The following is a 20,916-nucleotide window of genomic DNA, read 5'->3' as shown; positions in this document are numbered from 1 at the left end:
GCGGGCTGGCAATCGGCTTTCGATTTTTACTGGTTATTTGCGCGTCCAGACCAGATGGCCTCTGCGAAAACGAGGTGAGCGCGTAATCTGCCAGCGCCATCCGGTCCGTCCGAAATCGGCAATTGCACGCGCGCCGATATAGCGCCGCATCAGCATCGGCCGGCCTTCGACATCCTGCACCCAGCGCCAACGTATCTCGACCGGGTCGGTGATAGCCGCCGCAACATGGCGCAGCGATTCCGGATCGCGGCGGGCGGCATTGCTGACTTGCCCGCGACCGGTGCGAAACAAACCGGCCGAAATCGCAATCGGCCAGCCCGCCTGATCGCGAAACACCATGCCCTTTTCGATCGCGCTGCTGTCCTTCAGGCCAAAGGCGTCAAAGAACCCGCTAAGCCGTGTCTTATCCCCCGCTGAGACAGCTGCAATTGCTCCCTCGTCGTCACCGGCCGCGTCGATCGGCGGCGGGACCAGTCCGTCCAGATTGGCCTTGCCGACATGATAGGACCAGCCCGGATCGACGCCGCGCTCGACCTCGGTGATTTCACCGGTGCGCCGGTTGATATGCCTTTTCATCGGAAATCGATGCGGTTCGTCGGTTATTTTCCAGCCGCGCCGGTCGATCATCCGCTGGCTCAAAGGCTGCGGCGTACATCTGCAATTCCACCCGCATGGCGGATAATGCGTGTCCCACCACGGATCGTCGACCGGCAGGATCGTTCCGTGCCACGCGCCGTGCTCCGGCCGTTCGCGCCCGTCCATGACCGACATATAGCGCATAAAAGGGAAACTGGATTTTTGGCGCTGGATCCGCTCATAGCGGCCGGCCTGGTAACTGGTCCGCATATTGGTCTGATAGATTGTCTTCAATCGTCGCGGGCTTCCCAGCTGCGCCACCACCTCTTCGCCGTTGGCCGGATCGATGACCGTCTTGCGACCCCACCATCCTCTGGCGATCAGGACCGGTGTCAGCTGCTTGCGGAACATAGCCAGTGTTTCGCCCTGGGCAATCGCCTGGTCAACCGCTTCGCGGATATCCTCGATCAGGTCGCGGGTCATGGCCTTGGCCACGGTAAAGGCCTTGGCATGTTCCTCCTGCCAGACATCTTCCCAGCTGAAGCCGAACAGGATCCCTTTGCGCCGGAAATAGGCTATCGCCTCTTTTGGCGGCAGGACGGGTGGCTTTTCGTCCGCCATCTATCCGCCGATCAGCGGGCGGCCAGCGGCATCGGCCAGAAAGACGCCGCCCGTCGCCGAAATCAACGGAACCAGATGCCAGCTTTGTCCGCGATAGCGAACATAGCCGGTCTCGTCTGGCTCGCCCTTGTTTTCACGGAACCCTGCGATCAGGCCTATTTCAGCATGACGACCCGCGATCGCCAACAAACCGTTGATCATCGCGATCGCGTCGCGGCTATACCAGGCACGGCGAATGATCGTGCCATCGATGTCGGTCATGGAATGTAAAATCGTCACTTCCTCTCCCACAATATTTTCCGGCAGCATCAGCGGATCAATCAAGGTCCGGTCCGCCTGACCCAGATAGGGTCCGCCCTCGACCAGAAGGCCAAGCGGGTTGCCGTCGCTGTCATGATCAAAACGCGGTGTGTCGATCGCGGCGGACTGACTGTCGCCATTGGCGTCCCGATAGGCAGCAGCCAGCGGCCGCGCAAAGGTGAACGCGACAGCGAAATCAGACTGGTCGATATCCCCATCCGCCATCAGGCATCCTCGTCTTCCGCAGCAGTGGCTTCAACCTCGCCGAGCAGCCGCGAACCGAAGCCAGCCCTGGCGAGCATCGATTGAAACGCCGAGCTGTCCATGTTCTGGGCAGACGAGGCCAGCGCATCGCGAAATTCTTCCAGCGTGCCGGCACCGTCAAACAGCTCTTCGATCGAACCCAGCAAAGGCTCCATCATCGGCTCCCAATCGGACAGCGCCTCGTCGGCACCGTCATCGATGCCATCACCGGTTTCGGGCAGACCGGTCTGACTGGCAGCGGCATGGCCTGATCGAACAGGCCGTTTTAGCCGTTTAAGAGGGTCTAAGAGGGGGGGCTTTGGCAATTTGGCAGGGTCAGTGCCGCCCGGCACGCTCCTGCGGCCCTGAGAGGGCAAATTTGACGGGTCCGGATTGGCCGGGGAATTGACCGTTCCGCGCTGCAGGATCTTTGCCCCTTCCTTGGGTGCTGGCATCCCGGCCTGCTCGCGCAGATCATCCGCATCGATTTCAACGCCCATGCCGGCAAGGATCGCCGCCGTTTCGACAGTGACCTTGGCATCGACCTCGTCCGGGCGCCCTATTTTCAGTCGTGGATATTCTTCGCGCTCGCCATGGTTGAGCATGACGATCGGGCACACCAGGTCACGGTTGAGCGTGGCCGCCAGCATTTTCGCATCCGCGCGCTCGATATCGTGCCGGACCTCGTTGTGAACATTGGCCTGACCGGAGCCGAGCCCACCCGCCTGCGCATCGGTGGTATTGGTCTGACCCAGCACCGCTTTTGAAATCTGCTCATCCCAATATTTTGCTTTCGCCTGCCACAGATCGGCCGGCGCGGTCCCGGCCTTGCGATCGACAAATTCCACCGACATGGTTTCCGGAATAGTGCCCCATGCGTCGGCGCCCAGGTCCATCAGCGCATCGGCCAGAATGCCCTTGTCCTTTTCACTGGCATTCGGGCCATATTTGCCCAGCCGCAGCGGATGGCCATATCCTTCCAGAAATATCACCCAGTCCTTGAGCGCATAGTTTTTGAACATATAGCCCCAGGCCACCGCGCGGGCGAGACCGCCACGGATCGGCAGGCCGGACTTGGACTTGACCACATGGCTGATGAACTTGGCCGGCTCGAGCGGTACGGCGCCGCCATTTTCAATCCGGCCGAGCGTTTCGCCATCGATGCGGTCAAATTCAAACCATTCGGGCCGGCGCCATTTGATATCGCGGGGCAACCAGGGCTGGCGCTGCGTGTTCCACAAAATCTCGCAAGTGCTGACGCCCTTGCCGACTGCGTCCATGATGTCGAACATTTCCGCCTCGAGCATGTCCCGGTCCAGCACCTTCTGGATCAGATCGGCATCGGCCTTGTGCTCGGCGCTGTCGCTGGCCGGCTCGACCTCGATCGGCAGCTGACAGACGGCACGTTTGCGGGTGCCGAGTACCGAAAGATAATGGAGATCCTTTTCCTCCATTTCCTCGGCCAGTTCGAAATAGGCTTTCGCGTCACCCTGTTCGGCCGACAACAATATCCGGCCCAGCCTGTAGGGTTCCAGATTTTGCGCCGGATGCCCGGACATGATGGTCCGCACGGATCCGGTGGTCGGCGCGCTGATTTCGCGGCCCAAAATATCGGTGCGCATGGGCTGACCATTGGCCCAGATCAGCGGCGGCAGTGATTTTTCCTGCATGTTTTTCCCTTACCAGGCTCCGCGACCGCGAAAGCGCGACCCGCGTTCCTGCCCTCTGTCATCCGGGTGCTGCCATCCGGCATCCCCTCGTTTTCCGCTTTGGCCACGCGGCCCATGATGTTCGTAAAGCTCCGCGCCCATATCATGTGCGCGGCAGGCGAGAGCATAGGCCCAGAACCGGTCGGCGTGGACCGAACTGTCGTTGACGATCCGGACGCCGCCGGATTGCTCGCTGCCGACCTTTTTGATCGCCAGCAGATCGGATCGGGTCATCAGATCCTTACGGATGCGGATCCGGTGCGTTTCAAAATGATCCTTGAGCGATGTTGCAAGGTCAAGCCGGTTCGGGCCGGTGAGCAGCTCACCAACGACTCGCAGACTGCCATGTTTCACCTGTAACGCCTCAACAACCGGTTCGCCCATTCCGGTCTGATCGATCCATGCGCTGGCAATTCGGCGGCGTTTGAACAAGCCATCAAAAAAGGCGTCCTGATGCGCAAAGGTCTGCCCGACCTCCTCATAAGTGTCGCGCTGCCACAGAACATCGCCGAGCAGCTCCATGCAATATTGGATTTGGCCATCATTGCGCCGCGCGACGTCCCGGCCGACATAGCAAAGCCCGCCCTGGTAAAAGTCCGACAGGCCAGCCTCTTCATGTTCGCAGGCAGCGATATCCTCGATCTTCAAAAGCGAACCGGAACCGACCTTGGGAACGCAGTCGAGCTCTTCGCCCGCGTCATCGCCATAGCTGGCGCGGATATTGGCTTCCCATTCCTCTTTCGGCTCCAGATCAACGCCCTTGGTCTCAGCGACCATCGCGACCCGCTCGTAAAGGCCGTTTTCCATGGCGTCCTTGAACGTGATTTTCATCCGCTCGCCACGGCGATTCCCGCTGGAGATATCGTCCAGCAATTTGTTGAACGGGTTCGAAATCCCGTCATGGGTCGAAATGACAACCACTTGCCCGCCCCAGATCAGCAGCGCCATCGCCGACTTCAGCACTTCCTCGACGTCCTTGTGGAATGCCGCCTCATCGATGATGACGATTCCCTGTTTGCCGCGCAGCGCTCTGGGCACGCTCGGCAGGGCGGTGATCCGGAAACCGCTGGCAAAGCGGATCGAGAATGCCTTTATCCCCTGCTCCCTGCCATTTTCGTCGGTGTAGAGGACTTCCTCTTCCTGGACGTCGCCGGCAATCAGATTGAACGCCCGCGCCCACATCGAGCAGACTTCGATAAATTCCAGGGTCATGTCCTTGTCATAACCCATGTACCAGACATTTTGCCCACCCGCCTCTACCGCAGAGCTGGCCTTCAGAGTGGCGAAACTGCCCACGCCCCAGGTCAGGCCAACCCGCCGCGACTTCTCGATTGCGAGCAGCGAAACACCGGCAAACATGCGGTCCACCGCTTTCTGCTGATATTTGAGCAAAAGGTCACCGCGCGGCAACCGGACCAGCGATTCCTCCGCCGCCAGCCGGTCACCCATCAGCTCCGACTGGCGAATGCGATCATCTCGCTTTTTCTGATCTTCAGGTGATAGCTTCATGTTTCGCTGCCCAGAACAGCAAAACGGATCGCATCGACCGTATCTTGTGACAGGCCTTCGGATCGCGCGGCGCGGGTGGCATTCTCTGCAGCCGCCTTTGTCGCCTTTTCCTTCGCATCCCGAACGGCCGTGCGGATCCGCTCCTGAATGGATTTCTCGGTACCGGCCAGCGCTTGGACCGAACGCGATAGCGCCAGTATTTCTTTCGGCGGGATCGGGAATGCCATTGGTTCATCATCGTCTTCACTGCGCAACATCGCTTCATGCGCGGCCATCTGCAGGCGCAGGATTGATGATTGCAGCAGCTCGACATTGGCGCGGGCCAACTTGTCATCCTGCACCTCGCCAAAATTCTTGGCGATCGCGTCAGCCGACACGCGGGCAAACTCCAGATGCGCGGTCAGCTCGTCCAGCGATTGCGTGTGCCGGCCAAGCGCCGAGCGCGAGACTGCGACATCCAGCTTGCGCAGATGGTCCAGTATCTCGTCGATCGTCGCACCCTGGTCATTCCGCAGCGTCTTGATTTCATCCTGAATGGATTTTGGCAGCCGCGTTATGCTGGAGGGGGTCTTCTTTTTCTTTGCCGGACGGGTGACCATATCATTCCCCCGGTGAGGGGCGTTGAACACCGGGCACGGTGCGCATGCCACTGGCCACTTCGCCGCCGCTTTCGGTCAGCCTGGCCAATGTCAACCGGCTGGCACCTTCTGCCGGTACCGCTTTGATAAGGCCTTGCTCGTCCAGCCAGGCGATATGCCCGCGCATTTGGTCGCGAGTACATGCTAGACCAAGCCCATTCGACACCATCTGGGTCAGAATGCTGTCATTGATCTGATAGCTCGGCTGTTTTGCCAATATGCGCAAAATGCTGAGACGGATATGTTCGCCATGAACTTCTGCATAATCTTTCATTGCGTGCCTCGATTGGGCTCAAGCCCGATTGTGGTTAGAATTTTTTCCAACGCCGGCCAGACACCGATCCAGTCGAGCAGCGGATTGAGAAAGTCGGTCAGGGTGCAATAGCGCGTGTCCATTGCCCGGCTATGGTGCCCCGCATGATGGGATGGCGACTGGATGATACCGATCTGCTGCAGCACGCGCGGGAAGCCGGTGGTTTCGTTGCCCCGGTGGGCCATTGCGTGAATTTCGGCGGTTAGCAGTCCACCGGCCAGTGCGCTCAGCCAGATGAAGGAAAAGCCGATTAACCAGAGCCACAAGCCCGCCAGCGCCGCCGTCGCAAACCATGTCGTGCCGCCGCGCTGCCATATCGTCTGGTCCAGAAAGAAACGCGGATCCTCGTGATGCAGGCGGTTCGGTTCCACCACTGACTTGCTGATCAACGGCATACCGACCCACAATATCCGGTCCTCAATCCAGTGAACGATTCCCGAAATCAGATCAGCGATCAGCCATCCGATCAGCAAGTGAAAAGCCACTATCATGACCCGCTCCTTTGCTTGATCGCATTTTCGATGAAAAACCCTTCCAGCCTCTCCACCGCCTTCCACGTCTTGCGCGATGTTTCTGCGTCGCGCGCCATCAGCTTTTCGATATTGTCGAGATCGACCCTGGTCACCATTTTGTCGCTGACCCTGGCCAAGGTAATTTCGAAGTCGTTCAGCCGGTCGCGCACATGCTCCATTTCGGTTTCAACCTCGGTCATCTTGGTCTCTACCTTGGTCAGGCGGCTGCCCAGGCGCCCCGTGCTTTCCGGATTGGCCTGTCCGCCGCGCCAGATGACAACGGCAAATCCCGCGATTATGAAAAGCATGATGGCCAGTTCGATCCAGCTATATTGAGGCATGTCAGTCTTCTTTCTTTTTGCTGAGACGGCCGAGAAATTCGGTTGCAGTGGAAAAGGCTTTTTTGACGAATATCTTGATCTCCTCGCCCATCAATTCGATCAGGGAATAGCCGGAAAAGCCCATGCCGATCGCGACCAGAAAGGCGAACAACGTCCCTGGCTGCGCCTCGATGACCCAGAGCAGTGACGCGACCAGCATGATCATCGTCACGATCACATTGTTCGTCAGGCTAAGCGGCGGATCCTTTTTCGGCGAAAGCATGCGCGACATCAGGACACCCAATACCGCGGCGATCGCGGGAACGGCCGGGATGACCATCCCTTCAAACTCGATCAGCAAGATTTCCTCCAGTTGCTTGGGTGCTTCAACGCCTGACGAAACCGTCATTAGCGAGAACAGCCAGGCGGAATAAAACGCACCGATTTTTATGATCGCTCCCTCCGGCATGTCAGGCCCTGCAATTCTCATAGATGAAGCCGGACGCGGGCCGCCCAAAGGCTGGACCGCCAGCCCTCTGGCGCGCCTCGTCAATTCGTGGTAGGAGAGCCTCCATGAAACGGATTTTCAAAGCTATAAACGAATTTCTAAGCGGCTTCCTCCAAAGGAAATGCCCGCGCTGCCCGGCAGATGATTTCTGCGATGATTGCCTGTCTTTTTGGGAAGTGCGATAATCCATTACACCACCTTCAGATAAGCATGGCCGCCAGCCGGCGCGGAAACCAAAACACCGTCTGCGTCGATCATCCCGCCACGGTGAACCACAAAAGACGTGTTACTGTAATCGGTCTGGATCTCTGCGATGCGCCCGAACGTCTCTTTAGGCATTTCGATGAATACCTTATCTACCGCAGATCGGAAAGCGACCGCGCGATATGCGTATCCATCAGGCCCGAGAAACACGCTGGAAGAAACTTCGTTTTGATGGTCGGCCATTTTGTGGGGCGCTTCAAAGAAGAAGCCCGGAATATTGACCCCGGCAGCCGTGGTTGCACCCAATGTGCCTCGATCAGCAACGATGGGGTATTGTTTCTGCGATGACTTGACAATGCGCCAGCTTCGCTCGAGCAGATCACGCGATTCGCCGAACATGCCAGGCACACCGATATCGAGCGCATGAACTGGCAAGCTGGATTTTACCTTGTATTGCGTAAAGAGGTTGATCCTCTCGATACCGTTGGCCGCGTTTTCTACCCGCGCCGCCACTTCCGATGATGACATTCCGGATATCAATCCACCAATATGCATGTCGACGCCCGCAAGCGCACCGTTGAGGCCCGCAACATATTGGTAAAGCGTCTCACCTGCTCCAAGCGACATCGATTGCTGCTGCATGAAACCGAAATAATCAATATCTGTCAATCTGACCGACTGCTCAAGTCGGACGATACCCAGCCCGGCCAGTGTGCCGAAGCGGTCAATTCTCCAACGATTGATGAAATATACCTGGGTGTCATTAGCAGGATCGTTCAATAGGCGGCGACCAGTTTGACCGATGGTCGATGCCAGATAGGCCATATATCGCGCCACGTTCGGGACGCCGTAGACCTCATTAATTTCAATCTCATCAGAAAAGCCGGATGTTTCTACACGAACACCATCTGCAATGACCCGATTTTCCTTCTTCTGGAACATCGGCGCCCATTGCCCAGTCGTGGCGGCAGTATAAGCAATGTCTCCAACACCTGTTACCGTTGCAGTTCCGGTGTTTGGCGGGAGAGTGGTGTTGAAAATCCAACCATCACTATCGGCACCAGAGTTCAGAATATGAACTTCAAATAGGTCTGCGCTCTTTATCCTCACCAGCATATAATTAACGTCGTTGATCTTTACGTTCCGACCCAAATCTGCTTCGGTCAATCCGTGAGCCTCTGCCGTGATTGGATGCATATAGTTGTCGCGGTGGGTTCCGCCTAAAAACGTATCGCAGTAGCGGCCAGGCGGTTGATTGTCTGGGTGAGCGGTAAAAAGCCTGCCAGAAGCGCGGTGGTTTTCCGCCGCCGTCAGAAATGCTGAAAGGCCGTCCGAAATACCGGCTCCAGTAAGATTGACGGTTCCGCTGTCGGCTTCCAATTCCGTTTCGTCATAGTTCCATTGATAGGTGTTGTAGTCGCCTTCACGCCAGCTTTTTGCTGTAACGCTAAGAAGTTCGCCATCGATCACAAACGAAATAGGCTTATTCTCGGCGTTCAGGACAGTATCAGGAAAATTCTTCGTGCCTGCGTCAACCCAAGGCTCATAAGGCAACGCCGTCGATCCCTCATTGCCCATCATCAACCGCCAAAGATCATCGAACGCATCCGAACCAGGCTCGGGAACCTGTTCATTGTAAGGAGTAATCCCCATACGAACGGCACCAGAAGGCGGAGTGACGGTCAGGGTCCGCCCATCATCGGAAAATGCCAGGCCGTTCTCGCCGACGGTTGTGCGGTCAACAAGCGTCGCGCCGCTGAATGTGGTGGTGGAATTATAGAAATAGACCGCGCCCACCTGATCCAAATTCCAGTTCAAGTCCGCCGCGCGGATCGAAACAGTGATTGGAACGCCAGCGCTACATGGTATAAAAATGCGGCCATATTGGGTATTCGTTCCCATTGATCCGCCGGTATTGATGGAGGCGTTATCAATGCCCGTTGACGGGTCAACGATATTGTTGCTTTCAACTTCACTGAAAAGAGGGAAAATAGCGTTCCCCAGATCCACCTGCTCGGCGAGGTCTTCCGCATGTTCCTTGGCCGACTTGGTACCGCCGCCCCCTGGTTCGGTGCCCTCCGCCCAGGCTTGGGATTTGTCGCGGGCAAGCTCTGCATCCGATACAAGCGATGCCACTAATGCCGCTGCTTGCGACGACAAATTCTCGAACTGAACCCAATTGCCGGCCCCGGCTGCCGTGCTTCGGTACCAGCCGGACAAGGCCGGGTCGGGATCGGCAAAAACTAGCCCGATTTCATTCGCGTCGCCAGCAACGACCAGCTGCAAGTTGTCCTCGGTATCGCGCGCAGTATCGGTGGCGATCACATGAGAAAACAGGCGCTCGACTGTTAGCTTCTGAACCGGCCCGCTCGGCTCCTGGACAGCAACGACTGCATCCGCAGAAATCGACGTCGCCGCAGGAAGACTAATTATATCAGTGGTCTGAAAATCACTCACTTCGGGCATTCTCCTGCGGCGTCAATCAACCGCGTTTCAATCAGGGTGACATAGCTTCCAAGATCGCGCAGCCAACCGAGCGCGAGTTCATTGGCCTTTACGATCGCGCCGGCAGGCGTTGCTGGCCGACCGGGAACCTCAAGCAGCAACTCGTGCGGACATACTTTTTCGACCTTCGAATTCGTTAAGATGACCGGGTCGTGTTCTACTGCAGGCCTTTCATCCGGCAATGTTGCGCAGGCAGGCATCATCGCAAACAACGAGGCCATCATCACCGCGAGGCGCGGCTTCGATCGTCTGTATTGCATTATTGGTCCTTTTGGTGATGTTGGCCGCTCGCGTTTCAGCGCGCTCGATCGCGGCGAGGGAATTTTTCTTCAGCTCCGCCAGCAACCGCTCTGCATCATCCTGATTGTGCTTGGCCGCGTCGCGCTGTGCGACGACGGCCTTGACCTCGGTCGAACAGGCCTGCTGCACCGCAAAGGTGCCACTGGCGGCTGGCTGGGATGAAAGGCCGGCGTCGCACGTTTCGCTGCGGCGATATTCGGTGATCGCCGATTTTACCGCCGGCAGACAATCGTCCAGATCGCCGGTCAGTTTGAACGCAACGGCGGCGCAATCATCGGCGGCATCCGCGCGTTCCTTTTGCGCAAAGCGGTCCTTGGCCAGCCATGCCATCGATGCCAGGGCGACGATACCAAGGATCCCGCCACCGATTTTAAGATAGGATAGAGGGTTCATCAATATTTCCCCAGCCTATTGGCGCGGTTCAGCCAACCTTTAAGGAACCGTTGCTGTGATGGATTGTTGCGGACGATGGCACGATAGCGCGCCCGGACCTGCTCGCGGTATGCTTCCAACATGGCCTCGATGCCAGCGCGCGCGATCGTAGCTTCCAGAACGGCGCGTGTGAGCGGTCCGATTTTACCATCGACAACGATATCGTCATTTGGCGGATTAATTTCATTTAACGCCAACTGCAGCATGGTTTTTGCGGCATAGCCGCCGCCATTAATCGCCTGGTCGAACAGCGCCTCACCCAGCGGCTTGCGCAGGCAATCGCAATCATAAGCAAGCCAAAAATCGCGATGATAGAGGAAGACCGCGTCACCGACTGTCAGCAGCCGGATATCGGCGCCATCGATATCGCCGTCCATGTCCAGATCAAAATCGGCCAAGCCGTCCTGATCGAAATCGTCCTTCCCGGCCGAAACCAGATAGCGCAGGGAAATGCCAAATTTGGTCTCTCCGCCGCGATCGACCGGGTCATTGACATGCCCACCTTCGATGCCAAGCACGTCGCGCACCGCGTCGACGAAGCGCTGGCTATAGCCAGAGACCAAGATTTCCTGAACAAGTTGCTGGGTGGTTTGCATGCCGACTGCAATAGTCGAAAAGGAACGCTGTCCGTTCCCTGTCAGATGTCAGAGGAAAGAGAGCTTGTGCTGACGCGGGTCTTCTTGTCGACTCAATATCCGATAGACTTGCCGCTCGCCGATGCCAAGCCTGTCTGCAATTTTTTGTCTGGTCAGGCCTTCTTCGGCCAGCGCCAGAACCATGAATTTCTCGCCGGGCCCCTTGGGTACCGGGATGGTCGTGCCGTGATAATTATCGGAAAGCTGCTGGGCCAGAGCTTCTCCGATCAAGTCCACGATGGCCCATGCACGCTCGATATCCTTGGGAATGTAGAGATCCTGCCCCCTAAAACGCCAACTCAGCTGCAATGCGGCGTCGACGCCGATCACAACTGCGATATCGTCCAGAAGGGCAGAACCGGTGGTCATCAGGCAAGACGTCCGATCAATAGCCCGAAAATGAACATCGCGGCGCAGCCGAACACAAATATCTGTCGGCGATGGCGCCGCAATTCCGAAGCACTATCGGTGACTTTGGTCAGTCGGGTAAATTCGATCGACTCCGGCTTCGGCAAAAATACGTTATGCGTGCGTTTCAACATCACTTGTTCTCCCTCAATTTGTTGCCCAGCGCCTTGGCCAGCAACGATAATTCTTCGATGGTTGGAATGGTCGAGAGCCTCTGTCCGGAAAGGCGATAAGCGGCCTGCTCCAGCGTCCAGTCATGCGGGCACAGCCCCTTGGCCTCCAGTTTCGCCCGGATGGCCTCACACAGGCAGCGCTGCAAGACATGGACCTGGTTGCCCGCCTTTGCCCGGCCGCCTTCCTGTGACCATCCATGACGCTCGGCCATCTGCTTCAGCGCCTCAATCAGCTTATATCCTTGCGTCTGGTCGGCCCATTGCAATTGTGCCGCGCGCAACTGACGTCTTGCGAAGGCTTCCAGAGCCTGGTCAGAAGGGTTTTCGATGGCGTTCAGATGATAAAGCGATATCCACAGCGCGCGGGCCTTTCGCGCGACCGGATGATCGGCGGTTTTGCGTTTCGTCGGCAACGCCTGAAACCCTTTCGCCTTCAACGCATCAACCATTTTGACCAGCTGGGCGTCGCCGCATTTGGTCAGGCTTATCTCGCCGGTCGTGTCGAGCAGCAACTGGCGATAGTCATCCTCGACCATGTTCAGCTGTTTTCTGGCAACATGGATCTTGCCAATCATCGAGTTGCGATGCGATTTCACGCCGCTGAATGTCGCTTTTCGGGCTGGTGCGTTCATGGCCGCTTCCCTTCGAAATAGGCCAGAATTTCGATGCAGTGATCATCAAATTCGGGGACGTGCAACCGCAATGCCAAGGCTACCTTGCGCGCATTCAGGATTGTTGAATGGTCGCGATCGCCAAGATAGCGGCCGATCTGCGTGGTGCTCATATCCGGACGCAAAGCGGTGACACAATGCACGATCACGTAGCGGCACCGGGCGTGCTGTTGCGTCTGGCTGGGGCCGACAACATCGCTGATCGCCAAATCGCATAAATCGGCAGCATAGCTGATGATCGACTTGATGTGCGGTCGTTGGCACCACCGCTTATGCGGCACCATGAATGGCGGAAATACAGGCCGGAGCGTGTAGGACAGGCTTATTTTTTGCAAATACATGACGTCCTCCTTCAACCGGCGATCGGGCGCGTGGTAAGCTGAGTATTGGCAGCAGTGATGTGATCGAGGCACAACTCTTGCTTCTGCGAGTCCGCCAGCATTTTTGCTAACTCGAGAGTGAAGGTGCAACTGCGCATCCCGCCGGGTTTGCGGCCGATGCGCATCAAATAGTCGAAAACGGACTGATCGTGAATTTGCCAAGCGTCGGCGAGCGCTTCGATATCTTCCTTTAAGGGAACAGGCCGGATCAGACGCAAACTAACTCGGCTGTATAGCTGCGCAAATTCGGCTTTTCGCGACCCGCCTTCCATGCGTGCTACCACCTGTTCGTTACCCAGCAGTGCAATGCCGACAGAGGTTTTGTCATGCCAGCTGCGGATCAGCTCGATCTGTTCGACACTCAGATGCTGCGCCTCGTCGATGATCAACAAGCCTTGCGAATTTTCAAACTTTCCGAGCACATAAGTCGACAGCATGTTGTTCAATTTGGCGCTGCGATCATCCATCGCGTAAAGAGCGGCCATAGCTAGACCAGGAACCGTCCGGATCAATGGGTTCATTGTCAGTATCCAGACATTCGACGCTTGCGCGCGATACTCTTGCGCGGTCATCGTTTTACTGGTTCCAGGGCCACCGGCGAACAAGGTCATCCGGCCGCGATGCGCCCAGGTCAGCAAGTGCAGTATCTGCGCTGATGTTTTGGTCTCGAAATAGGGCGGAATTTCCGGCGCTTCCACCTTCAACTGAGCTTGAGCAGAAAGGCTTTGGCGGTAACGAAAGACTTTTTCCGCAATCCCGCCGTTGTTCCCGGCATAATTCCCATTCCCGAACAGGCCCAGCGTTTTGCCATTGGTCCCGATCGGCTTTTCCAGCTGCGACCAGCTCAGCCCGTTCGTTACCTTATGGTCCATCAGCCATTGGCGCTGATCGTCAATGTCTATCTCAACATTTGTAGCGTTAATCATATAGTCGTTCCTTCTTTGCGCAATCAGTCGACAATGCGGAGGTTCACCCTCCCCAGCGCCGAAAAGATTTCCTGAGTTTGTTCATCTGCATGCTCGATTTTTTTGAGCGCTGCTGCGGTCTGTCCGCGATGGCGAACAGGCCTAACCACCTGCGGTTCTGGCAAGTCGTTTTCATCGATATAATCGGGCAGCATCGCCGCAATCTGGTCGGCGCGCAGCAGATCTTCCATTTCCACGGCCGTGCGGACGGTCTTACGGTGCGCAGCCTCCATTTTCGCGCGCTTTTTAGCGCTCGCGGCATCGGCAAAGCCGGTATCTTCAATCAATTCGGCGCTGCACAAATAGGCTCCAGCCGTGTCATAAAGATGGATTGCCTGATGCAGATTGTCGGGATCGAAACGGACCGTCACATTGCGGCCGTGAAGCTCGGACATTTCCGGCGACCAGTAACGATTCCCGAACATTTCGATATGACCGGTCCGGCTGTTGACCCTCTTCTGGTCAGCCGCGAGCAGTGCCAGACGCAACTGCTCGGGTGTCGCCTTGCCGATCGGCGCGCGGGCATAGCTTTCATTGAAGGCATCGTCGAATGACCTGCCCTTGGCGGTTTCGGTGCGGCGTCCGGTGCGCGCGTTGTGAACTGCGATTCCTTTTTCAACCAGTTGTTTGAAAACCGCCATATCGACAGCAGCATCGCCATAATTGTCCGGCTTCGCGTCAACGCTGTTGCCGGTATAGCAACCGGCCAGCGCAGGGTGCTTCGCAACCGTGTCGCACAGGTCTCTGAAGGCCCTCTCAATCGGCTTAGATTGACCGCGATAGGGCAGCGCCCAGTGAATTTCGATGCCCAGCGCCGTCAATATGCCCGTCGGTTCTTCCTCACGGATTTTGAACCGGAAGCGCGATTTCGCACCGCCAGTAATCCATTTCGAGGCAAAAGCCCGGCCGTTGTCCAGAACACAGGCCCTGGGAATACCATAATCACGGAACAAATCGGCGAATGTGAGGCGGGTTTGTACCGCGCTCTCGCTCTCACCGATGCGCCAGCTCAGTATCTTGCGGCTGTAAATGTCCTGAATAGCGACCATCAATGGCCGGATGACCTTGCCTTCTGCATTGCGCACAAAGACGTCGAATTTATGGCCATCGATGTTGACCATTTCCAATGCGTGGAGACCGGCAACAGACCGTTTTTGCGCTGGCAAGGATTGGCGCAGTGCTTCTGCTCCTTCGCGGCGGACCATGATCACACGCGGATCGACTTCCCGTTTTAATTTCCGGGCAAATGTTTTCTGGATTGGCAGCGCGATTCCCCGTGCATCGGCAACATCCTTGGCGCGGTAATAGCAACTGGTCAGCGTTGGTTTTTCGGGTCGCAGATAATCGGACTTGAAAATCTGCCATATTTCCGGATCGATCACGGCTTCCTTGCCGCCACCGGTGCGGCGCGGCGCAAGCGCAGGCAGGCGATCGGAAACGGCGATTCCTTCGATCAGTTTCAGCCAGTTCCACAATGTCGAGGGCGAAATTTTCTGGGTCGATGCTGCTGCCGGAACTGCCGCGCTGCGATTAAGACCAGCCTGTTCAAGAACATCCACCTGATTGACAGCGATAAGCCGCCGCCGCGCCTCGTCCTTCACCTTCTGGCTCTGGCCATCGTACCAGCTCCATATCTGCTTATTCCCGCTCTCTGCGGCAATAGTATCCGCGTCCAGGGCAACACCGCGCTTGATCAGCTCAGTTCGCGCTGCAGACGGCAACAGCTTTATATGATATTCGCAGCCGCCGCCGCGACCGCTGCGGCGGCGCATCAGTGGCTGCCCCTTGTCATCGACCGCGATTGCCCACCGTTCATCGCGGGCGCGGGCATTGATCTTTCGCTTTTCTCTGGGCAGGCCGGGTAGTTCCAGTTCCGCCAGATCGGAGGCGCTATACCAGGTTTTTGTTCCGATATGCTTCATTTCCGCTCCCGCTTGATCGGCATTGCCGTCTTTTCGATTTCTTTTATCTCGAGTTTGATTTCCGCCAACCTGCGCTGCAGATGGCCGAGCTTGGCGGTTTTTATTTCGTCACCGTCGAGAGCGGACACTCCGATCCGACGCAGCCAGGCATCCAATATGTCGACCCGTTCGGTCACCGCGATAATCGCCAGCGCCCGGTGCATAGGAACATTGTGATCGCCACGCGCTTCGGACGCATAGGCATCCAGCATCAATTTCGAGACGTCTTCGGACAGAAGTTCGGAAACCTTGCCGGATATTTCCCAGCGCGAGCGGCCGTCACCGGTCAGCGCCTGCGAAATGCCAGAGGCAACAATCCGGTCCATCCCTGATAGCGCAGCCGCTTCACGCGCCGGCTTCGGCGCGTCGAACGAAAATCCGAGCTGATCGGCTGAGAGAGAGGGGCGACGTTTACCCATTATCGACGCACCCATTTCGCGGCGAGCAGCTCCATCGCTGGCGGAATTTCATTTGCGCGAGCGATGAATTTCTTCTTACGGAACGGATCGATCGGACGTTCTGGTTCGCGTTGCGTTTTTGCAGCGACTGTGATGGTTGGATTGACGTCGCGCTTCATCGACGGAATAGGATTGTGGTCGCGCCGGTCGCTGTGAGCAAAGCCAGAATACCCGCTTTGCTCTGTCACTTTTACAGGTTCGGGCGATCGATCTTTGCTGGAAACCTGCTTTTTGGATAGTTCCGGCTTCGGCGGCGAGGTCAATGGAAGCTTGCTGGAAGTTTCTATTCCGGCCGGATAAATTTTGCTGGCGGGGCACGCATCAGCGAGGGGAATTTCAACCACTTCCAGCGTGACAACACGCTGCGGATGGCCGATACCCAAAACCCCGCGCACAACCTGTGGTGTCAGGTAGATTGGTGCATTTTTAATATTCCGGCGCCGGTCATACCCGTATTTCGTTCGCTGTGACATCAGTCTCTCAACATCCATGGCGCTTCAAACTGTTCGAAGGCGACTTCTGTGCCGCAATTCCCGATCGCGTCATTGAACCGCGATTCCTGCCGCGCCTTGCGCGAGGCGCGCCGTTCCTGTCGCATCCGGCGCTGCGCTTCGGCGGGCGTGATGTTCAACCGCAACGCCATCTGCATGGCGAGACGGCAGCGCCTGTGACGACGGCCCTCTGCGGTCAAACCGGGCATCATGCAGCACCTCCGTCATCAAGAACGGCGTCAAACAAGTCTTCCCGCGCGATCGTATTGATTATCTCTGTCGCAAGTTCATGCACAGTTTGCCCACGCGCCTGCGCTGCATCGCGGAATGGCACCGTGGTGTCAGCATCCAGATGGGCGCGAGCGAATTTGGAAAGCTTCGACACCATCACCCGCGCTCCTCTTTCGGACGCGGGGCAATGTGGATGACGCGGGTTTCGCCGGGCAGTGTGGTGACCTGCTTGTCCCAGACGACCCACATATAATCGACCTTGCCGCGCTTGAACGCCTTGGCGCCCAGCTGCTCAATCTTATTGCCAGGCGGCATCGATGGCCGCTCATTCAGGACAATATAGAAACGAGCTGGAAACTCGGTCAGAAACCTATGCTTCCCTTCTCCGGCAAGCCATTTTAACGGCAATAGTGCGCAGACCTTATGCGTCGCGACTTCCAGAGACTTCCTGCAAAGCTCGGCTGCCAGTCCTCTCTCCAGCTTTCCGGCCTGCTTCGAGTAGGGAAAATTGGAAACAATCGAGACGGCCTCACGGTTGAAGCCGGCAGAAAATATTATGTCCTCGGCGCTCAGCGTTCTAAAATCGCTCTTGAAAAAAGGAAATCTGTGATCGGCGCGCTGATAGCGATCGGAACCGATAACTTCGTATCGATTAGGATTGGCAAAAACGGTCGGAATGGTGCCGAGACCACAGCACGGATCATAAACGACCTGGCCATCAAAATAATTGACGGGAAGCGCGTCGATCAGCGCCTGAACAACCCATGGCGGCTCGACATGCCAGTCCCATGGGTGGCCCTTCGGCTTTTTCTTGCCCTTGGGCGCATCGACGCCGCTGGTCAGTTCCGCAGCGCTCATGACGCGTGCCCCGGATACGGCGGCACGATAAATGCGGGAGGCTCGCTCGGGGTTACGCCAGCCTCCCGCCCCTTCGGATGCCCTGCGGGGTATCGGGCATCGCGACCCGAAGGAAACACGCCTTTGAAATTCTGTTCGGCCTGGTCGATATGATCGATCGCCTCGCGAATATTGTTGGCAAAGGCCGTCTTCCGGCCCGGTTTGTTGTTCCAGTGGATTTTGCGCCGCAGCGGCGCGGGAATCGCAAACCAGTGATCCCGGCACATCAGATGGCCATAAGGCACCGATTTGCGGCAATGGGTGGCGGCGCAGACGGTCATTTTAACGATCCGGTCACAAGATTGATAAAGATCGACCCGTTCATCGCCACAAAGGTGAGCGCCAGAAGGCCATGGATCTTACGCGTATGCTTTTCGAGCCAGTTCATTCTGCCTCTCCCGCTGCGATCCGCGCATCAATGGCGTCGCGCACTTCCTGCAGGGCACTGGGCTTGATCTTATTGGCAAAAACGGGCGCCATGCTTTTCCAGCTGGCTGCGCTCAACCGGTCCAGATTGGCCGTGGCATTGGCCATATATTTTGACTGGCCTTCGGGAGCAGGTGATCTGTTGGGTTTAAGGCCCCATTTGATCTTGGCTTCGCCGACGCTTTTGATCTCATGATCGTGATCACTCGCGATCAGATCAATAATCGCCTTGCGAGCGGTTTCGTCGCCGATCCCGCCAATTTCCATAACCGACTTGCGCTTCGCGCCCAACGGGTGTCTCGCCAGCGCATGGGCGCGTCCGCCTTGGCTTTCGTCGGTGCCGGCAATGGTGACGACGGTCCGGTGAATGAATAGATAATCGCGCAAAGAGCGGGCGGACATGTCCAGCGCTTCAGCTGTCTCCTGTTGCCACCCATATAGTCCGGCAATTGTTGCCGCACTATGATCCGCTTCTAAATCGGCCTTTTTATCAGCAGCAATTTGGACTTGAGTTTTGGCTTCCTGCCAGCGCCTTGACTGGCCGATCGATTGGGCTGTATCGCCCTCGTTTTTCTCAAAAAAACGGGTTTCATAAATATCAGCCATCGCGCGGATGAACATTGCCCGTTCGATCGGGCCTATACCTCGCCGCTGGATATTCTCGGCAGCTTCCTTCATCCGCAGCTCGTCGACGCTACCGGTGATTTCCGTGGCGAGCAGGCTGATACCGGCATATCCCGCACCAAACGTGCGATGGGCACCGATGACCAATCGCCACGGCTTTTCTGCCTCTGTACCGTTCCTGCGCACTTGGACCGGCTCGATCTGGCCATCGCTCTTCATTATGGCGCCCAGGGCTTGGGCTTTTTCTGGCCAAACGAAACCGATGCGGCTACCGACCTCGATATCCTTCGGATCGAGCGTAAAAATTGCAGAGTTTGTCACTGACGATGGAGGTGTCTGCTCAGCCATGTCTATGCGGCCTTCTCATTTAGACCGTGATTTTCCGTCAGGTTGGTGCTATTTTCCAAATTAATGGAAGCGTGGCGATCGGCGAGTATGGCCTCAACTGCGCTTATCGTTTTCGGATTGTGCGATTTTTCTCGCAATAAGTCAGAGACTCCAGTTGATGGGAGGGCGTAATGCTTCTCAAACTTAAGAATAGTGCCAAATTTCCGCCTAATAGCGGCCTTAATGTCCTCCGGATGGACAGTCTTGTAACAAATTTTCTCTCTCGGCATCACAGTCACCATATATTTGGAATATGGGTGCGTTATAAGTCCATATATTTGGAAAATGCAATAGCTAATTCCAAATATATGGCGCTTTTTGTATGACGATGCTCGGTCCCTTTGGATTGCGCCTGCGACAGGAACGAATCCGGCTCGGTCTCAATCAACAGGAATTCGGCGAAAGGGCCGGTGTGAGCAAAAACAGCATCTCGTCTTATGAAAAGGGAGAGCGGCCAGCAAACGTTGTGTTTTTGATGGTTTTGGAGGATATCGGCGTTGATGTCGGCTTTGTGCTGACTGGGAATCGTGGCGATGACAGCCTGACCGTTGAACAGCAGCACTTGGTCGGAATGTTCGAAAGCCTGTCTGCGCGGGAACGGAGTGCCGTGATAGCTCTTTTGACCCAGTTAACCGGAAACGGGATTGAACTCACCGAACTTGCTTCTGGCCGATCCCAAGTCGACCATAGCGAAAGGGATGAATATAATGCTCAGGATAAAGATTGATTTTGTAGCGATACTGGTTCTGGCTTCGGTTTCCGCGTGCTCAGAGCCAGCTCCGGTCGAAATGGACTGGGATACCGCACGCCTGGTAACGACGGACGAGCTTGAAATCGCATTTGAAGAAAATGAGGTCGCAGCGCAGCAAAATTATGGTCGACAGCCACTCTATGTGAGAGGCAAGATCAGCGATATTTTGCTAAATTTCGAGAACGATCCGATGCTGAATTTTGAGAGCGATGGGCTGCTGCCAATACAGGCAGTCATGCCAGGGCAAGCAACCGACACCGCGCGTCTGGCAAAGGGGCAGTCCGCTACTCTCGGCTGCACCGATATTTCGGAGGTGCTTGGGACACCAATGCTCAAAGATTGCATTGTCGTTGAGTTCCAATAAAAACGTCCCACTTAGAATGGCCGGCTGGTCGTTACGATCAGCCTCCTCCCCTAGGATTTCTGCCAATATAGAAGTTTTCCGAACTGGGGACATTAATGGCCCACTTTATTTGCCTGATTTTTAGGCAGCCTTCCAATCCACTTGCTCAAGCGATCCGCGAAGCCCGCTGTAAGAGCGGCTCAGAGCCTTCTAAGACGTCGATGCGCCCGCTCTGCGCATTTCGCCGGCACTCCAATTTGTCTTGACCAGCGCTGTCTAATTAACCATTCAATTTAGACAACAGAGTTGAACGCCAATTTTGGATTGAGGTAACGCGAGTGCCCCTGAAAACTGCGATCCGTCCCACGATATCCCATCTTATGTCGCGTTATCCCGGCACTCCAGAACCTCTAGTCCCCTAACAC

Annotated in this window: 28 protein-coding genes; 2 read left to right on the top strand and 26 right to left on the bottom strand. The window is 56.6% G+C overall.

The features are described from left to right. Positions 1-33 precede the first annotated feature (33 nt). The 26 genes from BOSE62_RS17120 to BOSE62_RS16995 all read right to left on the bottom strand — a co-directional run bounded on the left by BOSE62_RS17120 (position 34) and on the right by BOSE62_RS16995 (position 19,358). Positions 34-1,197, bottom strand: a complete 1,164-nt coding sequence (locus BOSE62_RS17120; protein WP_159648139.1) for a phage minor head protein — start codon at positions 1,195-1,197, stop codon at positions 34-36. Continuing rightward, a complete protein-coding gene (locus BOSE62_RS17115) occupies positions 1,198-1,722 on the bottom strand; it encodes a hypothetical protein (RefSeq protein ID WP_159648138.1) in 525 nt (174 codons plus the stop codon). Further along, positions 1,722-3,410, bottom strand: coding sequence for a DUF935 domain-containing protein (locus tag BOSE62_RS17110; RefSeq protein WP_159648137.1), 1,689 nt, complete (start codon positions 3,408-3,410; stop codon positions 1,722-1,724). The genes BOSE62_RS17115 and BOSE62_RS17110 overlap by 1 nt, the downstream gene beginning before the upstream one ends. 9 nt (positions 3,411-3,419) lie before the next feature. Continuing rightward, the gene (locus tag BOSE62_RS17105; RefSeq protein ID WP_159648136.1) at positions 3,420-4,958 is read right to left on the bottom strand and encodes a phage terminase large subunit family protein; all 1,539 of its coding nucleotides are present in this window, start codon (positions 4,956-4,958) and stop codon (positions 3,420-3,422) included. Continuing rightward, positions 4,955-5,557, bottom strand: coding sequence for a phage protein Gp27 family protein (locus tag BOSE62_RS17100; protein ID WP_159648135.1), 603 nt, complete (start codon positions 5,555-5,557; stop codon positions 4,955-4,957). Before BOSE62_RS17100 ends, BOSE62_RS17105 begins: the two co-directional genes overlap by 4 nt. Position 5,558: 1 nt before the next feature. After that, a complete protein-coding gene (locus tag BOSE62_RS17095) occupies positions 5,559-5,870 on the bottom strand; it encodes a VpaChn25_0724 family phage protein (protein WP_159648134.1) in 312 nt (103 codons plus the stop codon). Continuing rightward, positions 5,867-6,400: a fatty acid desaturase CarF family protein gene (locus tag BOSE62_RS17090; protein ID WP_159648133.1), complete on the bottom strand. Its 534-nt coding sequence runs from the start codon at positions 6,398-6,400 to the stop codon at positions 5,867-5,869. The genes BOSE62_RS17095 and BOSE62_RS17090 overlap by 4 nt, the downstream gene beginning before the upstream one ends. Then, positions 6,397-6,762: a hypothetical protein gene (locus tag BOSE62_RS17085; protein WP_159648132.1), complete on the bottom strand. Its 366-nt coding sequence runs from the start codon at positions 6,760-6,762 to the stop codon at positions 6,397-6,399. Before BOSE62_RS17085 ends, BOSE62_RS17090 begins: the two co-directional genes overlap by 4 nt. A gap of 1 nt (position 6,763) precedes the next feature. After that, a complete protein-coding gene (locus BOSE62_RS17080; protein ID WP_159648131.1) occupies positions 6,764-7,231 on the bottom strand; it encodes a hypothetical protein in 468 nt (155 codons plus the stop codon). Between the two features lie 207 nt (positions 7,232-7,438). After that, on the bottom strand, positions 7,439-9,919 hold the full coding sequence (locus BOSE62_RS17075) for a hypothetical protein (RefSeq protein ID WP_236554219.1): 2,481 nt from the start codon (positions 9,917-9,919) through the stop codon (positions 7,439-7,441). Continuing rightward, positions 9,907-10,170 carry a hypothetical protein gene (locus tag BOSE62_RS17070; RefSeq protein WP_159648129.1) on the bottom strand — a complete coding sequence of 88 codons (264 nt, stop codon included), beginning with the start codon at positions 10,168-10,170 and terminating at the stop codon, positions 9,907-9,909. Before BOSE62_RS17070 ends, BOSE62_RS17075 begins: the two co-directional genes overlap by 13 nt. Then, entirely contained in the window at positions 10,130-10,651 is a 522-nt protein-coding gene (locus BOSE62_RS17065) for a hypothetical protein (protein ID WP_159648128.1), read from the bottom strand. The genes BOSE62_RS17070 and BOSE62_RS17065 overlap by 41 nt, the downstream gene beginning before the upstream one ends. Further along, a complete protein-coding gene (locus tag BOSE62_RS17060; RefSeq protein WP_159648127.1) occupies positions 10,651-11,286 on the bottom strand; it encodes a glycoside hydrolase family 108 protein in 636 nt (211 codons plus the stop codon). The genes BOSE62_RS17065 and BOSE62_RS17060 overlap by 1 nt, the downstream gene beginning before the upstream one ends. Before the next feature lie 48 nt (positions 11,287-11,334). Then, complete coding sequence (locus BOSE62_RS17055; RefSeq protein WP_159648126.1) at positions 11,335-11,694, bottom strand: helix-turn-helix domain-containing protein; 360 nt, start codon at positions 11,692-11,694, stop codon at positions 11,335-11,337. Continuing rightward, positions 11,694-11,867, bottom strand: a complete 174-nt coding sequence (locus BOSE62_RS17050) for a hypothetical protein (protein WP_159648125.1) — start codon at positions 11,865-11,867, stop codon at positions 11,694-11,696. The genes BOSE62_RS17055 and BOSE62_RS17050 overlap by 1 nt, the downstream gene beginning before the upstream one ends. Further along, positions 11,867-12,538: a gp16 family protein gene (locus tag BOSE62_RS17045; protein WP_159648124.1), complete on the bottom strand. Its 672-nt coding sequence runs from the start codon at positions 12,536-12,538 to the stop codon at positions 11,867-11,869. Before BOSE62_RS17045 ends, BOSE62_RS17050 begins: the two co-directional genes overlap by 1 nt. Continuing rightward, positions 12,535-12,918 carry a helix-turn-helix domain-containing protein gene (locus BOSE62_RS17040; protein WP_159648123.1) on the bottom strand — a complete coding sequence of 128 codons (384 nt, stop codon included), beginning with the start codon at positions 12,916-12,918 and terminating at the stop codon, positions 12,535-12,537. Before BOSE62_RS17040 ends, BOSE62_RS17045 begins: the two co-directional genes overlap by 4 nt. A gap of 11 nt (positions 12,919-12,929) precedes the next feature. Next, positions 12,930-13,883, bottom strand: coding sequence for an AAA family ATPase (locus BOSE62_RS17035; protein ID WP_236554217.1), 954 nt, complete (start codon positions 13,881-13,883; stop codon positions 12,930-12,932). Between the two features lie 23 nt (positions 13,884-13,906). Beyond that, positions 13,907-15,844: a transposase domain-containing protein gene (locus tag BOSE62_RS17030; protein ID WP_159648121.1), complete on the bottom strand. Its 1,938-nt coding sequence runs from the start codon at positions 15,842-15,844 to the stop codon at positions 13,907-13,909. Next, on the bottom strand, positions 15,841-16,302 hold the full coding sequence (locus BOSE62_RS17025) for a hypothetical protein (protein WP_159648120.1): 462 nt from the start codon (positions 16,300-16,302) through the stop codon (positions 15,841-15,843). Before BOSE62_RS17025 ends, BOSE62_RS17030 begins: the two co-directional genes overlap by 4 nt. After that, positions 16,302-16,814, bottom strand: coding sequence for a hypothetical protein (locus BOSE62_RS17020; protein WP_159648119.1), 513 nt, complete (start codon positions 16,812-16,814; stop codon positions 16,302-16,304). Before BOSE62_RS17020 ends, BOSE62_RS17025 begins: the two co-directional genes overlap by 1 nt. Next, positions 16,814-17,044: a hypothetical protein gene (locus BOSE62_RS17015; RefSeq protein WP_159648118.1), complete on the bottom strand. Its 231-nt coding sequence runs from the start codon at positions 17,042-17,044 to the stop codon at positions 16,814-16,816. The genes BOSE62_RS17020 and BOSE62_RS17015 overlap by 1 nt, the downstream gene beginning before the upstream one ends. Continuing rightward, a complete protein-coding gene (locus BOSE62_RS17010) occupies positions 17,041-17,220 on the bottom strand; it encodes a hypothetical protein (protein WP_159648117.1) in 180 nt (59 codons plus the stop codon). Before BOSE62_RS17010 ends, BOSE62_RS17015 begins: the two co-directional genes overlap by 4 nt. Beyond that, positions 17,220-17,921 carry a hypothetical protein gene (locus BOSE62_RS17005; protein ID WP_159648116.1) on the bottom strand — a complete coding sequence of 234 codons (702 nt, stop codon included), beginning with the start codon at positions 17,919-17,921 and terminating at the stop codon, positions 17,220-17,222. The genes BOSE62_RS17010 and BOSE62_RS17005 overlap by 1 nt, the downstream gene beginning before the upstream one ends. Next, a complete protein-coding gene (locus BOSE62_RS17000) occupies positions 17,918-18,241 on the bottom strand; it encodes a hypothetical protein (protein ID WP_159648115.1) in 324 nt (107 codons plus the stop codon). The genes BOSE62_RS17005 and BOSE62_RS17000 overlap by 4 nt, the downstream gene beginning before the upstream one ends. Before the next feature lie 103 nt (positions 18,242-18,344). After that, positions 18,345-19,358 (bottom strand): hypothetical protein, encoded by a 1,014-nt coding sequence (locus BOSE62_RS16995; RefSeq protein ID WP_159648114.1) that lies wholly within the window; start codon positions 19,356-19,358, stop codon positions 18,345-18,347. A gap of 361 nt (positions 19,359-19,719) precedes the next feature. On the opposite strand from BOSE62_RS16995, the gene BOSE62_RS16990 reads away from it, so the two are divergent. Together BOSE62_RS16990 and BOSE62_RS16985 are read left to right on the top strand one after the other, a co-directional pair. Next, positions 19,720-20,124 carry a helix-turn-helix domain-containing protein gene (locus BOSE62_RS16990; protein ID WP_159648113.1) on the top strand — a complete coding sequence of 135 codons (405 nt, stop codon included), beginning with the start codon at positions 19,720-19,722 and terminating at the stop codon, positions 20,122-20,124. Then, positions 20,105-20,512 carry an OB-fold protein gene (locus tag BOSE62_RS16985; RefSeq protein WP_159648112.1) on the top strand — a complete coding sequence of 136 codons (408 nt, stop codon included), beginning with the start codon at positions 20,105-20,107 and terminating at the stop codon, positions 20,510-20,512. Before BOSE62_RS16990 ends, BOSE62_RS16985 begins: the two co-directional genes overlap by 20 nt. Positions 20,513-20,916: the final 404 nt, after the last annotated feature.

This window comes from Sphingorhabdus sp. 109, assembly GCF_902506555.1.
Classification (GTDB): domain Bacteria; phylum Pseudomonadota; class Alphaproteobacteria; order Sphingomonadales; family Sphingomonadaceae; genus Parasphingorhabdus.
This window is presented reverse-complemented; position numbering and strand designations above follow the sequence as displayed.